At 51.6% G+C, this 13,908-nt stretch carries 12 protein-coding genes and 1 other RNA gene; 8 read left to right on the plus strand and 5 right to left on the minus strand.

The features are described 5' to 3' along the window. The first annotated feature begins 148 nt into the window (after nt 1-148). Together arcB and mtgA are read left to right on the plus strand one after the other, a co-directional pair. The gene (gene arcB / locus D6C13_RS04385; RefSeq protein ID WP_120131607.1) at nt 149-2,488 is read left to right on the plus strand and encodes an aerobic respiration two-component sensor histidine kinase ArcB; all 2,340 of its coding nucleotides are present in this window, start codon (nt 149-151) and stop codon (nt 2,486-2,488) included. A gap of 895 nt (nt 2,489-3,383) precedes the next feature. After that, on the plus strand, nt 3,384-4,106 hold the full coding sequence (mtgA, locus tag D6C13_RS04390) for a monofunctional biosynthetic peptidoglycan transglycosylase (RefSeq protein ID WP_120131608.1): 723 nt from the start codon (nt 3,384-3,386) through the stop codon (nt 4,104-4,106). Nucleotides 4,107-4,181: 75 nt separating this feature from the next. On the opposite strand, the gene dolP is transcribed toward mtgA, so the two are convergent. The 4 genes from dolP to D6C13_RS04410 form a co-directional block, all read right to left on the minus strand. Then, the gene (dolP, locus tag D6C13_RS04395; protein WP_120131609.1) at nt 4,182-4,757 is read right to left on the minus strand and encodes a division/outer membrane stress-associated lipid-binding lipoprotein; all 576 of its coding nucleotides are present in this window, start codon (nt 4,755-4,757) and stop codon (nt 4,182-4,184) included. 9 nt (nt 4,758-4,766) lie between these two features. After that, nucleotides 4,767-5,357, minus strand: a complete 591-nt coding sequence (diaA, locus tag D6C13_RS04400) for a DnaA initiator-associating protein DiaA (protein WP_013577230.1) — start codon at nt 5,355-5,357, stop codon at nt 4,767-4,769. Nucleotides 5,358-5,387: 30 nt separating this feature from the next. Further along, nucleotides 5,388-5,756: a YraN family protein gene (locus D6C13_RS04405; protein WP_120131610.1), complete on the minus strand. Its 369-nt coding sequence runs from the start codon at nt 5,754-5,756 to the stop codon at nt 5,388-5,390. A 63-nt stretch (nt 5,757-5,819) separates the two neighbouring features. After that, complete coding sequence (locus D6C13_RS04410) at nt 5,820-7,844, minus strand: penicillin-binding protein activator (RefSeq protein WP_120131611.1); 2,025 nt, start codon at nt 7,842-7,844, stop codon at nt 5,820-5,822. A gap of 61 nt (nt 7,845-7,905) precedes the next feature. On the opposite strand from D6C13_RS04410, the gene rsmI reads away from it, so the two are divergent. The 6 genes from rsmI (at nt 7,906) to D6C13_RS04435 (ending at nt 12,891) form a co-directional block, all read left to right on the plus strand. Then, nucleotides 7,906-8,775: a 16S rRNA (cytidine(1402)-2'-O)-methyltransferase gene (gene rsmI / locus D6C13_RS04415; protein WP_120131612.1), complete on the plus strand. Its 870-nt coding sequence runs from the start codon at nt 7,906-7,908 to the stop codon at nt 8,773-8,775. A gap of 25 nt (nt 8,776-8,800) precedes the next feature. Continuing rightward, nucleotides 8,801-9,179: RNase P RNA component class A (gene rnpB / locus D6C13_RS04420), an RNA gene on the plus strand. Nucleotides 9,180-9,458: 279 nt separating this feature from the next. Continuing rightward, a complete protein-coding gene (locus D6C13_RS04425; protein ID WP_120131613.1) occupies nt 9,459-10,877 on the plus strand; it encodes a tyrosine-type recombinase/integrase in 1,419 nt (472 codons plus the stop codon). Nucleotides 10,878-11,455: 578 nt separating this feature from the next. Further along, the gene (locus D6C13_RS04430; RefSeq protein ID WP_120131614.1) at nt 11,456-11,962 is read left to right on the plus strand and encodes a hypothetical protein; all 507 of its coding nucleotides are present in this window, start codon (nt 11,456-11,458) and stop codon (nt 11,960-11,962) included. After that, a complete protein-coding gene (locus tag D6C13_RS25580) occupies nt 11,959-12,102 on the plus strand; it encodes a hypothetical protein (RefSeq protein ID WP_167457983.1) in 144 nt (47 codons plus the stop codon). Before D6C13_RS04430 ends, D6C13_RS25580 begins: the two co-directional genes overlap by 4 nt. 126 nt (nt 12,103-12,228) lie before the next feature. After that, nucleotides 12,229-12,891: a YagK/YfjJ domain-containing protein gene (locus D6C13_RS04435; RefSeq protein ID WP_120131615.1), complete on the plus strand. Its 663-nt coding sequence runs from the start codon at nt 12,229-12,231 to the stop codon at nt 12,889-12,891. A 216-nt stretch (nt 12,892-13,107) separates the two neighbouring features. Here D6C13_RS04435 and D6C13_RS04440 read toward each other — a convergent pair whose 3' ends face one another. Beyond that, nucleotides 13,108-13,740, minus strand: a complete 633-nt coding sequence (locus D6C13_RS04440; RefSeq protein WP_120131616.1) for a recombinase family protein — start codon at nt 13,738-13,740, stop codon at nt 13,108-13,110. Nucleotides 13,741-13,908: the final 168 nt, after the last annotated feature.

Here is a 13,908-nt window from a genome sequence, read left to right on the forward strand (position 1 = left end):
CAATAACTCTGCCCTTATTTCCTGCATTGCACCATGACCAGCCCTTGTACGGTGCATCTCACAAACTTCATGCTCAATGATGACCCCGCCATCACGCAGGAGAGGTTTTGCGGTATGATTCAGGCGTCTTCATTTTAAGGGAACCGTTATGAAGCAAATCCGGGTTTTAGCGCAGTATTATGTCGATCTGATGGTCAAGCTGGGCTTAGTGAGATTCTCACTGCTGCTGGCGTCTGCGCTGGTGGTGCTGGCCATGATCGTCCAGATGGCAGTCACCATGCTCCTGCGCGGGCAGGTTGAAAGTATCGATGTCGTTCGTTCCATCTTCTTTGGTTTGCTGATTACGCCCTGGGCGGTGTACTTCCTGTCGGTGGTGGTCGAGCAGCTCGAAGAGTCGCGCCAGCGGTTAGCGCGCCTCGTCGATAAGCTGGAAGAAATGCGCCATCGCGACCTCGAACTGAATCAGCAACTCAAAGACAACATTACGCAGCTGAATCAGGAAATCGCCGATCGTGTGAAAGCGGAAGAAGCGCGTCTGGCCGTGGTCGATAAACTGAAACTGGAAATGCAGCACCGCGAACAGGCGCAGATCGAACTGAGCCAGCAATCTGCATTATTACGCTCTTTCCTCGATGCCTCTCCGGACTTGGTCTATTACCGTAACGAAGACAAAGAGTTCTCCGGCTGTAACCGCGCGATGGAATTGCTGACCGGCAAAAGTGAAAAACAACTGATCGGCCTGACACCTGACGATGTTTATACCCCGGACATCGCCGAGAAAGTGGTTGAAACCGACGAGAAAGTATTCCGCCATAACGTTTCCCTGACTTACGAACAATGGTTGGTATACCCGGACGGGCGCAAAGCCTGCTTTGAACTGCGTAAAGTGCCGTTCTATGACCGGATTGGTAAACGACATGGTCTGATGGGCTTCGGGCGCGATATTACCGAGCGTAAGCGTTATCAGGACGCGTTAGAGAATGCCAGCCGGGAGAAAACCACCTTTATCTCCACCATCAGCCATGAGCTGCGCACGCCGCTTAACGGCATTGTCGGGCTGAGCCGTATTCTGCTCGATACTGAGCTGGATAAAGAACAGCATAGCTATCTGAAAACCATTCACGTCAGCGCGATCACGCTCGGCAATATCTTTAACGACATTATCGAAATGGACAAAATCGAGCGCCGCAAAGTGCAGCTTGATAATCAGCCGGTCGATTTCACTGAATTCCTGTCAGACCTGGAAAACCTCTCCGGCCTGTTGGCACAGCCGAAAGGGCTGAAATTCGTGATGGAACCGGATCTGCCGCTGCCGCGCAGCATCACCACCGACGGCACGCGCTTGCGCCAGATCCTGTGGAATCTGATCGGCAATGCCGTCAAATTCACCCGTGAAGGCGAAATTGTCCTGAGTGTGCATTACGAGCCGAACGATATGCTGCGTTTTGTGGTGTGCGATTCCGGAATGGGGATCCCGCAGGACGAGCAGGACAAAATCTTCGCCATGTACTATCAGGTGAAAGACCAGAATGGCGGAAAACCCGCGACCGGTACGGGTATTGGTCTGGCGGTATCAAAACGTCTGGCACAGACGATGGGCGGCGACATTACTGTCAGCAGCGTGCCGGGGCAGGGTTCCTGCTTCACGCTCACCGTGCGTGCGCCTAAGCTGGATGCGCCTGACGAACAGGTGGACGAAGAAGAAGAAATGCCACTGCCTGCGCTGCATGTGCTGCTGGTGGAAGATATCGAGCTGAACGTCATCGTGGCACGCTCGGTACTGGAGAAACTGGGCAACAGCGTCGAAGTGGCCATGAACGGTCATGACGCACTGGAGATGTTTGATCCTGACGAGTTTGATCTGGTGTTGCTGGATATCCAGTTGCCGGACATGACCGGTCTGGATATCGCCCGCAAGTTACGCACGGATTACGCCGGTAAGCACCTGCCGCCGCTGATTGCCCTGACGGCCAACGTGCTGAAAGACAAAAAAGAATATCTTGATGCGGGAATGGACGACGTGCTGAGCAAGCCGCTGTCCGTTTCCGCGCTGACTGCGATGATCCAGCAGTTCTGGGATCATCAGCCTGAAGTTTCCGTTTCTGAAAAGGAGCCTGTAGTGATGAAAGACAGTGAATCGTTGCTTGATACCGCCATGCTTGAGCAGTACATCGATCTGGTTGGCGCGAAACTGATTTATCAGAGTGCAGACATGTTTGAAAAGATGATGCCGGGTTATCTGGCGGTGCTTGATTCGAATATGACGGCGCGTGACCAAAAAGGCATTGCAGAAGAAGGGCACAAAATCAAAGGCGCTGCAGGTTCCGTCGGGCTGAAGCATTTGCAGCAACTGGCGCAACAGATCCAGACCCCGACACTGCCGGCATGGTGGGACAACGTTCAGGAATGGATTGATGAGCTGAAGGCCGAATGGCGTAATGACATCAAAGTTTTACGCGACTGGACGGCAAACGCTGAAAAAAAATAACCCCAGCCGAGGCCGGGGTGCGCGAATACTGCGCCAACACCAGGGAAAGAGGTAACCCACGATAGTTTTTAGGGTTCGGATTTCGCAGGTCTTGGAATTCAGTCTTAAAGTCTAATACATCCTGTAGCAATCAACATAACAAATATAAGCAGAACTGTTACAACATTCATTAAAAACTGTGATGTAGATTAGTCTTTGTCTATACAAAACATCAAGCCTTTATCGCAGGATTTTTGACAGAATACAAATGAAGCATGTTGATGTTGTATTGGCGACATGCAGTTTTGCTTATAGAAGTGAACAATCATCGGCTGTTTAGCCAGTAGTTTTGTCACACCTGCGGCTATGAAACCGGTTCTATAAAATGCAAAATCACTGGCAAGTTACTGTAATTCATCGTTTATGCATGATTTTTAGCAAAATGGCCTTTCAGGGGCTAAAAGAACGCTAAAATTTATTTTAAATGAAAAAATTTCACTTAGGTGAGTGCGCTTTTTGTCTGACAAAAAGATGCACACGCGGCTGATTTTTTATGGATTACAGGCGCAGGATTTGACTTAGGAGGTCGCTTGCAACGGAATAATCGATGAGAATTTATTCACTTTTGCAAGCGGAATTCATAAATATCTCTTACGTATTGAATGTGGGTTTATTCACAAGTATTTTACCTTTTCGCTTAAAAACTCACCGACATGAAAAAAGTTAGAATTTCAGGTCGTTTGCCGGAACTCCTTGATGATAGTGGGTAAATAGGATTTTTCCGCTCTGAATGTAAGCAAAAGTTTCATTCATATTGCTCAATTGTTAGCAGTGTTGCTGTACATTTCGCTAGCCTGATCTTGCAGGTTATTATTGAGATTGATTAGATGGTCGGATGTGTTGTGGAAAACGCTAAATGAATAAAATTACTCGAAAGGGTCTCCTGCACAAGCCAGTAATGTGGCTGAAACGTGCGCTGATACTGTTACTCTGCTTATGGGTAGCGGGCATTCTTCTTTTTTCATTTCTACCGGTACCTTTCTCCGCAGTCATGGTGGAACGGCAGGTTTCAGCCTGGCTGACCGGTGATTTTGGCTATGTCGCACATTCAGACTGGGTCCCGATGAGTGAAATTTCCTCACCAATGGCGCTCGCGGTAATGGCCGCTGAAGATCAGAAATTCCCGGAGCATTGGGGTTTCGATGTGGATGCAATCCAGTCCGTTCTGGATAAAGATGGCGGCAAGATGCGCGGTGCCTCGACATTATCTCAGCAAACTGCCAAGAATCTGTTCCTTTGGGACGGGCGCAGCTGGGTGAGAAAAGGGCTGGAAGCGGGTCTGACCGTCGGAATCGAAACGGTTTGGACCAAACGCCGCATTCTGACGGTATATCTGAATATCGTGGAGTTTGGTGACGGTGTATTTGGTGTGGAACAGGCTTCACAGCATTTCTTCCACAAACCGGCCAGTCGCCTGACGGCTTCTCAGGCGGCATTGCTGGCAGCGGTATTGCCTAATCCGCATCTGTTCAAGGTAAATGCCCCTTCCGCTTATGTACTGCGTCGCCAGCAATGGATACTTCGCCAGATGAGTCAGCTTGGCGGCGAGACTTTCCTGCAGGAACATAAACTGCATTAACGGCTGACGTTTTTGCGAAATAAAAAAGGACAGCCCGTGAGCTGTCCTTTTTCGTTGTAGCTGGCTGAATCTTAATTATTTAACGTAAGTGAACGCCGTTGTGACGTGTTTAACGCCGCTGACGCCAGCCGCAACGCCAGCCGCCGATTTACCTTCTTCCTGAGTAACCAGACCCAGCAGGAAGACTTCACCGTTTTCAGTGGTGACTTTCACGTTAGAGGATTTCACCGAATCGCTGGTCAGTAACTGAGAGCGGACTTTGGTAGTGATCCATGTATCCGTTGACGCGGTGCCCATGCTGACGGGCTTGCCTGTACGGATTTCGTTATAAACTTCTGTCGCACCGTCTACACCCACTGCAATCTGTTTGGCGCGGGCGGCCATGTCAGGTGTGGGTGTCTGACCGGTCAGCAGGACTTTACCCTGGTAGGCAGTCGCCACAATCCGGGCTTCATCTTTCAGTTGTTTATCTTTGCTGATCGCATTGGAAACACGGGCTTCCAGAGTGCTGTCATCAACCTGAGTACCCACGGTACGCGGGTCAGTGGTCGTTTTAGTGGCCACGCCGGCCACGCCAACCACAGCTGCTGCAACACAGCCTTGTAAAAGAAGGGCGCTTAACAATACAGCAAAGAGAGGACTCGCCTTCATTGGATCTCCTTAATCGTCCTGGTGTGGGAACAGCGTATTATCTATCAGGTCACAGAGGCAGTTTACTGTGAGCATATGCATTTCCTGAATACGGGCGCTGCGATGAGAGGGAATACGAATCTCAACATCGTGAGGCCCCAGTAAACCCGCCAGTTCACCGCCGTCATAACCCGTCAAAGCGACAATCGTCATATCGCGGGTTACCGCTGCTTCAACGGCTTTGACAATATCACGGCTGTTGCCGCGGGTCGAAATAGCCAGCAGAACATCACCCGCCTGACCTAAGGCGCGTACCTGTTTGGCATAGATTTCTTCATGCAGGCGATCGTTCGCAATCGCGGTCAGCACAATGTTATCTGCACATAGTGAGATTGCAGGAAGGCTCGGACGTTCAGTTTCAAAACGATTAATCAGACTGGCGGAAAAATGCTGAGCATTCGCCGCAGAAGTGCCGTTGCCGCAGCACAGAATCTTATTGCCGTTGAGCAGCGATTGCACCAGCGTCATCGCGGCGCGGGAAATCGCGTCAGGCAAGGCTTCCGCCGCGGCAATCTGAGTTTGGATACTTTCTGTAAAGCAGACTTTGATTCTATCCAGCACGGGTTTTCGTCCAGTCAGTCGTCGTAATATTTATTCCGCATTGAATGCATCACGCAGCCATTCTATCTGGCTGCCGGTGATGGCTAATACATCAAAACGGCAAGATGATGTGTCAAAGCTTGCATTCTTTCCTGCAAGCCAGAAAGACGCCGCGCGTAACAGGCGCTGCTGTTTTTGAACGGTCACGCTGGCCGCCGCACCGCCAAAATCAGCGTTACGCCGGTAGCGGACTTCTACAAACACCCAGGTTTGCTGGTCACGCATGATCAGGTCAATTTCACCTGCGCGGCAGGCCACGTTGGCGGCCACGAAGATTAACCCGGCTCTTTCAAGATAACGACGGGCAAAGGCTTCGTACTTATCGCCACATGCCCGCGTCTTCGATAAAAAATGGTTCATCAGTACGTCCTTGTACCTGTCATGGCTGAGCATTTCTGTCTCAGCGTCGCGGTCGGGTTTCTCTTATGAAGAAACCGGCACCAGTGAACCCTGGCGGTACTGCAGCCATGGCAGTTTGCGATGAATAACGCAATTCTCATTGGCGCTCAGGTCACCGGTGCTGCCGGAAACCTGGAAGCCAGGTAATGTGCGCATTTGCGAGAAGTGATTTGCCAGACTCCAGGCATCAATCCCCATCGCGTACAGGCGAACCAGCGAGTAGTCGTTACCGAATTTCGCAGTAGCCTGCTGCATCAGAGCCGGGTTACCGCCTGCCAGCAATGGAATATCGCTGAACTGCACGCCTTCCATTTCCAGACGATAGTCCGGGCCAGCACCTGCCTGATAGCTGCGGGAACTCGCGTAAACGGAAGGATGGACGCGACCATTTACGGCCAGATCCAGCATCGGTTTAATCAGCGTCAGTTCACTCTGCGTTGCCACAACGTAAACGGAATCCACTGCACCGCCGGAGCTGCCCTGCGTAATCTGCGCATCGGTCGGCGGAGCCGGAATGGTGATCCCACCAATAGTGACGCCCTGCGCTTGTGCCGGTGCGGCAGCATCGGTGGCAATAACCGGTGTACCGGTCAGACGGATACCGCTGCCAATAGAAGAACGTAATTCACCGGCTGAGCCGAGACCTTGTTTCAGCACGGTCTGGCCGCCCAGTTTTTGCCATTCGTTAGCAAAAGCCTGTGCGATACGGTCACCGAAGTTGCCACGTGGCACCAGCAACAGCGGCATACGTTTTTGTTCAGCCCACATGTGGCGCGCGGCATCTTGCGCTTCGTCTTCCGGCGAGAGCGCAAAGTAACAGATATTCGGGCTGTTTTTCTCAGTTTCTGGCTGATTGAGTGCTAAAACATTCAGCGGAGTCTGATCTGAGGAGAGTTCGTTGACCTGATCTTTGAGCAGCGGGCCGACAACCAGCGTGGCACCGTCCTGCTGAGCCTGTGTCAGAAGCGCAGCCAGAGGCTGACCGTTGGTGTCATACACTTTCACCTGCGCATTGCTGCTGGCGACAGACGCTGTCACTGGCGCTGCCGCAGGCTGTGCCTGAGCGGGATCGGTTTGCGGCTGGCTGGCATCCGGAGCGGAAGTACTCACCGCCGCGTTCGGATCTGCCGGGGGCTGCGTTTGTGCATTCGGATCAGCAGGTGCCGCTTGCGCAACTGGCTGGCTCAGCTGACCGTTCATAGCCGCGTTGAAACCTTGCGAAATCGCATTCCCGTAAACCTGCGCCGGGCCGCTCATCGGCAGGAATAGCGCAATTCTGCCGGTAGAAGCAGGCTGGAAGCTCAGCACATTATTCAGCTGCGTCGGCAGGGTTTTCGCTGCCGGATTCACCGGATAACGGCGCTGCCAGTCTTTAATTCCGGCTTTGAGCAGATCAGGATCCTGCTTGTTGCTCTGCCAGACACTCAGTAAATCCAGCCATCCCTGCAAGGTATTTTCATCGGCATTAATCACAATGCTGTTGACGTCCTGTGCGGACATTTGCGTCAGCGCGGTCCAGGTCTGGTCAATGTTGTCCTGATGCAGTTTGCCCTGCAACAGTGGCTCCTGAGCGATATATGCGCGGATCAGCCCGAGACTGGTGCGTCCCTGACTGGCATCGATTTGCGCCTGATAGTAACGCGCTTTCTGATCGTTGCTCAGATTGGTCGGGTCTATCTGGCTCAGGCTGGTGGCCGCGGCCTGATAGTTTTTCTGCGCGACCTGCACTTCCGCGCTGGTCAGTTGCTGCTCGAGAGTTTGTGCGGCGGTCAGATTTTGCGGCACTTTGGCCAGTTGTTCCGCCGCCTGAGGCACTTTGCCTTCACGTATCAGGGCACGCACTGCAAGCAATTGCCAGTCAGCCTTGTTATCATCACCGCTTTGCTGTGCCTGCTGCAGATAATAGTCAGAGCTGCCGGACGCTGCACCCTGGACACTTTCTGTCGGTGCCTGTGGTGCCTGACCGGAACAGCTGGCAAGAAGCATAGCCACGATAATGGCAGGGAGTAAACGTCCCGAACGGGTACGAAAGGTCATTGAGGAAGGCATTCAGTTTCCAGTGATGTTTTTTCAAGATGCTCAATATTAAATCGGCAATCCGGATGAAACAATGAATCAAGACGATCAAGCAGATATTTCTGCCTCAACGCTGTATATCGTACCGACGCCAATTGGCAATTTAGGGGATATTACCCAACGCGCGCTGGCCGTACTGAACAGTGTAGATTTGATTGCCGCAGAAGACACCCGCCACACCGGATTGCTGCTGCACCATTTCGCGATCACCGCCAAAATGTTCCCGCTGCATGATCATAATGAACAGCAGAAAGCCGAGCATTTACTGGCGAAATTGCAGGAAGGACAGACCATCGCGCTGGTATCCGATGCCGGTACGCCGCTGATCAATGACCCCGGCTATCACCTGGTACGTCGTTGTCGTGAGGCCGGTATTCGCGTGGTCCCATTACCGGGTGCCTGTGCGGCGATCACCGCACTTTGTGCCGCAGGTTTGCCTTCCGACCGTTTCTGTTACGAAGGATTTCTGCCGGCCAAAACCAAATCACGTAAAGATACGTTGCAGGCGTTAATCGAAGAACCGCGCACGCTGATTTTCTACGAGTCGACTCACCGCCTGATCGACAGCTTACAGGATATGGTCGAAGTTTGGGGGCCGCAACGTTATGTGGTGCTGGCGCGCGAGCTGACCAAAACCTGGGAAAATATTCACGGCGCGCCGGTGGGCGAACTGCTGGCCTGGGTGCAGGAAGTGGAAACACGCCGGCGTGGTGAAATGGTGCTGATTGTTGAAGGCCATAAAATTGATACCGAAGCCTTACCGGCAGAAGCCCTGCGTACTCTGGCGTTGTTGCAAAAAGAACTGCCACTGAAAAAAGCCGCCGCGCTGGCCGCGGAAATCCACGGCGTGAAAAAGAATGCGTTGTATAAATACGCGCTTGATGAGCAAGAGGGTGACAAATAGGGCGTAATACCCTATTATCCGCCGCGGAGTTGACCAGACAGTCGCCGCTTCGTTGCCGTCCCTTTCGGGGGAGACAGATGGAGGGGAGGAAAGTCCGGGCTCCATAGGGCAGGGTGCCAGGTAACGCCTGGGAAGCGCGAGCTTACGACAAGTGCAACAGAGAGCAAACCGCCGATGGCCCGCGCAAGCGGGATCAGGTAAGGGTGAAAGGGTGCGGTAAGAGCGCACCGCGCGGCTGGCAACAGTTCGTGGCATGGTAAACTCCACCCGGAGCAAGGCCAAATAGGGGTTCACATGGTACGGCCCGTACTGAACCCGGGTAGGCTGCTTGAGCCAGTGAGCGATTGCTGGCCTAGACGAATGACTGTCCACGACAGAACCCGGCTTAACGGTCAACTCCAACTTCTATATAAAACAATACGTTGATGTATCTCAAGTGCCCAGAAGCAAAAATGGGATACAGAATGGGATACATCAACGGTTGTAACATCCCCCACACACTCCGCCGTAACGACATTTTCTATGTCTATTTCCGCCTTCCTGATAAACATTTTTTTCGCTGTTCGATAGGAACCGATAGCCCTCGTCGCTGTAGCCTTATTATTTCCCGCCTTATGCCGTACATATCGCTGTTTAGACTTGGTAAGATAGGGCGTGAACAATTTCTCAGGGTTCTTAGAACAATGAAAAAGCTAACCTCTCAAGATATTGATTTGTTTGTTGCAACTATGAATGCTGAAATCTTGGACTATGTTGAGGCTATACCGGCTGATGCACGTCTTGAGGTGCTGGAAGGGGAAACGACGCCGACGCCAGTTCCGATGAAACAGGGATCCGCTTCATTCTTCAAGAACTACTATGAGAATGCTTTCTTTAACGGCGGCGAGTCCGCGACGGAAACCTACTTCAATAAAGCCTTGGCGACGGTCTTTGACATCGCCGGTATGGAGAAACCGATCGCGGACGCCGCGTCAAAATACAGCGTCCTTCTCCATCAATCTCAGGAAGCTCAACTCGCTTTTCTCGATAGGGATATCTCCGGCTATCGGCAGATTCTAAGCGCCATGAAACCAGTTGCCGCGCCTGTTACGCCAGCCGCTTCCGCCCCAGCGTACAGTGAACCAGAAACGCCCGCATTGACGTTAGCGCAAGCGGTAGAGGGATTCTTGAAGTTTAAATCTGACTGGAAACCCAAGATTCGTCAGAACAACGAAAAATATTTGGAAATCATTAAAGAAGTGCTGGGGGCTGATACGTCAGTAACGAAGATTACGCGGCGTGATATCAAAAACCTCCTTGAAGTCGTGGAAGGGCTACCACTACAAAACAAGACCGCCTATAAGGGGAAAACCGCGAGAGAGCTTATCGAGCTTGATGATATCCCCGAGGATGACCTGATCTCGTCCAAAACAGTTAAAGATTATCTGAAACTTTGTCAGGGGCTGTTTTCTACTTACCTAACCGGTTATCAGGATGTACTTCCCGCTTCACCGACTAACAATGTTCGTTATGAGGCGAACAGCACCCGTTATGGCGACTATAGCCTGACGGAAATGAGTAGGTTGGTGACGCATTTTATGACGTTAGATGGCTGGAAAAAGTGGTCGTTACTTCTGCTGGCCTACACCGGCGCACGTCGGAGTGAGATTATTTCTTTGACGGTTGGGGATGTTCGGTTAGACGAAGATTCAAATCGCCATTACATAATGATTGGGCAAAGCAAAACTGATGCCGGAATCCGGCGAGTGCCTTTGTCCGAGCATATTTTGGGTATGGGATTTCTGGCCTTTCTGGAAGGCCGGGGGAAGGAAGAAAAAATCTTCCCCGAAATCACCTACGCTAACCAACTGTCCAAAGTTTTTCATGGCATCCGTGATGATTTGGAAATTCCGTACCTGAACGATTTTAAAGAGCGCCGGGTGATCCATTCTCTGAGGCATACATTCATTACAGCAGCCAGTAAAAAGCATATTACGCAGCTCGTTCAGCGATTCGTCGGTCATGAACTATCAAACATAGGACAGACGCAAAATTATACTCACCTGAACAGCTTTACCGTGACTGACCTGCTTCCTATCGCCGACTCCATCAACTGGCAATAAATGCGAGTGTTTTAATGCACAAAAACAACATTAATGCAAATGAAAAAATTCTCATTTTGTGCCTTTTGTGATAAAATCATTGTGGGCCAATAAATTAGACAAAATAGAGGACACCTTGAATGTAACATCACCGCCAGCCGCTTTCGCACCTCCAACTGACGCCGAACGTCTTAAGCTGGCAACAGTTTTAAATTCCGTTGACCTACGTACAACGACCCTGCGAATTAACGTTCTCCACTATCTGAATATCGCAGATGTGCCGGTAACAGCAGAAGCAGTCAGCCGCTTCGTGGACCTTCCCCTTTCAACGGCATATAGAACTCTCACCGCGCTTGAGATTAACCGTCTGGCAGGCGTGACCTTCGAACGCGGACATGTAACGCGTTGGTTCCGGTTCCTCCCGGAGACACCACAACACTGTCCGGCATGTGGGCAGAGCTTCTATACAGAGTACGCATAAGCCGTACACACAAACACCGATGAGATGACCGCATATTACGGTTGCAAAAAATGACGCTCACCAGAGAGCGCCAGAGGCCTGCTATGGCCCTTACTCACCAATTCCAGAGGATTACACAATGACAAAGAAGACAGCACACAGCGCCGCTGAGGGCGATCTAAAGGCATTCCTGAGCGAGGCCGCCGAAAGATTCCAACCTGACGCCAACGTACTGGCAGCGCGGATTGATACCGCCGTCAAACGGCATACAGCTACCAGCACCACACAGCGTTTAAATGCTCCCGCTCCGCTGGCTATCCAACAACTCCAGGAGAGGATTCTGGAAGGGTGGCGATATGACATCGGAATCCCTCAGTCGGTCTATCTCGCTGGTAGCTCGGGGAATATGGCAATCACGCTGTGCAAACCAGAATCGCTGGTGAAGCAGGAGATTGCCGACCTGAAAAGACAGGTTGAGGATGCATATCACGACGAGCTGGCAAACGCGATGGAACGCGAAGTCGACAAACTGGTACAAGACGCAGCCAACGAGACACAGCGCCTTGCTGAGGAAGCCGCAGCCACAGAACAGGACGCTATGCGAAAGCTCCTCCGCGATATGCTCCTGACTGGAGCGATTGTATGAGCGAGACCAAAAGCGGGCCACCAGCGCCCGCATATATCGACCCAGAAGCTCTGGAACGTGCAATAGCCGCAGCTCGTAAAATCAGGGAAGCCAACCCGGAAAAGTACAAATCCGTTCCAGCCTCACCGAAACTTTTCTGAGTGAAGAATCTGGCAATTTGTACGACTCCGCGCCAGCAGTGGCGCGGCATGGAGATTCTTTAAGAACACAGTAACCGTACTGGTTCTTATTAATACCTGTAGTACCCACCATCAACTGGAGGAACATTGAACCATGCAGTAACCAGCCATTACGACAATGGCAGATACCACCTTATTAACTCAGCTAACTACACCTTCGACGACAACACGTATAGCCTGAACTTCAAACCTGACAGCAAACGCCATGCGCCGATCCGTCAGGAGATAATCGACAGCTTCATTACCCAGCTCTGCGCGATGCAGTCCCATTACAGCAAAATATTCGCCTTCCGGTTCGACCTGTCAGTACCGGTAGGAATGTCCGTCTCAGAGAGTAACAGGCTAATCAGCGACCTGTTTACCCGGTTGCGTGGCAAGTTCACCGCCAAACGCTGGAGTGGGCAGCCGATTAAGAAATTTGCATATGGCTGGGTTCGTGAACTGGAGAAGGCCAAACAGGTTCATTACCACTGCTGGATCGCCTTGCCCCGCTTTCAGGTCAGAGTTGCTGGATTCGGCAACGAGGGCGTATACGGGCTGATAAGCATGTTCTGGAGTGAACTGACAGCCCAAGCTGGTCGCGCCCACCTATGTGATGGCTCATACACCATCAACCGGGATGACCACTCATCGCTGGTGGAACTGGTTGAGCGTGTCTCCTACCTCGCTAAAGCGCGTGGAAAATATTCTACCGGGGACGGGCAGCGTATGTTTTCTGCATCAAAGTTGAAAATACTGACCGCTGCTTAACCGGGTTCGCCTCTACCGGGCAATCCATACGCACAAGAAAAATATCTGGGTCATTTCCCATGACAAATTTGTCTCCAGCAGGCGCACCAACGCCCACAGCGATCCACACGCCGCCGGTTTTCTCACATTAAACAGGCAATAAAAATCCCCGCACATGGCGAGGATCTCAATACGCCCGACCGTCTTAGGTCGGTGCTTTGGATTGTGGACGGCGGATTAGCCAGTGATAGCGGTATCTTTTAGACTCTTGCTCACTTTGGCAACCGTCGCACGGGAACAGTTCACCGTTTCCATGATATCACTGTACGACATACCCGCTTTCAGCAGTCTGGCGATCTTCTCGTTGCGCTGGGCGTCTTCCGGGCGACCTTTGTATTTGCCAGCCTCCTTCGCCTTGCTGATTCCTTGCTCCTGACGGCGTTTACGGTCGGTGTAGTCCTTACGTGCAATGGCGGCGAGCATATCCAACATCATCCCGTTCAATGCTTCCAGCATACGGTTAGTAAACTCATCGCCGGACTGGATTAGCTGGTGGCTGGTAGGTAAGTCTAACGCTACAACCCTGATCCCCTTGTTGCTGATGGTCTGCCGCAATACCTGCCAGTCGTCCGTCTTTAAGCGGCTCAGGCGGTCTACCTGCTCCACAAGCAATACGTCATCCTTCTGTGCGATATCCAGCAACCGGAACAACTCAGGGCGCTGCAAAGACGCTCCCGACTCGTTCTCTGTGAAATAGGTGGCGATGGTCATACCCTTAGAATGAGCGAACTCATCAAGCTGCTCTCTGGCGCGTGATGCGTTCTGCTCTTTAGTCGAGGCTCTGAGGTAAGCATAAACACGTGATGTCATGGCGGTGTCCCTTATTAGTCTGTTTTTAGTGGTTCAATAATAACAGTCTATTAAGAGTGGTTCAATAAGTGTTTTTCCCGGCCTGACTGGTTCAATAAACCAGTGCCTATTTAGGTATACCCAAACGATACTTGGTTGGATGACTGAGACTGGCATATAATTACAGAT

Source organism: Rahnella woolbedingensis, from assembly GCF_003602095.1.
GTDB classification, from domain to species: Bacteria; Pseudomonadota; Gammaproteobacteria; order Enterobacterales; family Enterobacteriaceae; genus Rahnella; species Rahnella woolbedingensis.

Bases quoted from the DNA above. Each gene is read 5' to 3' on its own strand.
- arcB (WP_120131607.1), top strand. From the start codon at position 149: ATGAAGCAAATCCGGGTTTTAGCGCAGTATTATGTCGATCTGATGGTC.
- mtgA (WP_120131608.1), top strand. From the start codon at position 3,384: ATGAATAAAATTACTCGAAAGGGTCTCCTGCACAAGCCAGTAATGTGG.
- dolP (WP_120131609.1), bottom strand. From the start codon at position 4,757: ATGAAGGCGAGTCCTCTCTTTGCTGTATTGTTAAGCGCCCTTCTTTTA.
- D6C13_RS04405 (WP_120131610.1), bottom strand. From the start codon at position 5,756: ATGAACCATTTTTTATCGAAGACGCGGGCATGTGGCGATAAGTACGAA.
- D6C13_RS04410 (WP_120131611.1), bottom strand. From the start codon at position 7,844: ATGCCTTCCTCAATGACCTTTCGTACCCGTTCGGGACGTTTACTCCCT.
- rsmI (WP_120131612.1), top strand. From the start codon at position 7,906: ATGAATCAAGACGATCAAGCAGATATTTCTGCCTCAACGCTGTATATC.
- D6C13_RS04425 (WP_120131613.1), top strand. From the start codon at position 9,459: ATGAAAAAGCTAACCTCTCAAGATATTGATTTGTTTGTTGCAACTATG.
- D6C13_RS04430 (WP_120131614.1), top strand. From the start codon at position 11,456: ATGACAAAGAAGACAGCACACAGCGCCGCTGAGGGCGATCTAAAGGCA.
- D6C13_RS25580 (WP_167457983.1), top strand. From the start codon at position 11,959: ATGAGCGAGACCAAAAGCGGGCCACCAGCGCCCGCATATATCGACCCA.
- D6C13_RS04440 (WP_120131616.1), bottom strand. From the start codon at position 13,740: ATGACATCACGTGTTTATGCTTACCTCAGAGCCTCGACTAAAGAGCAG.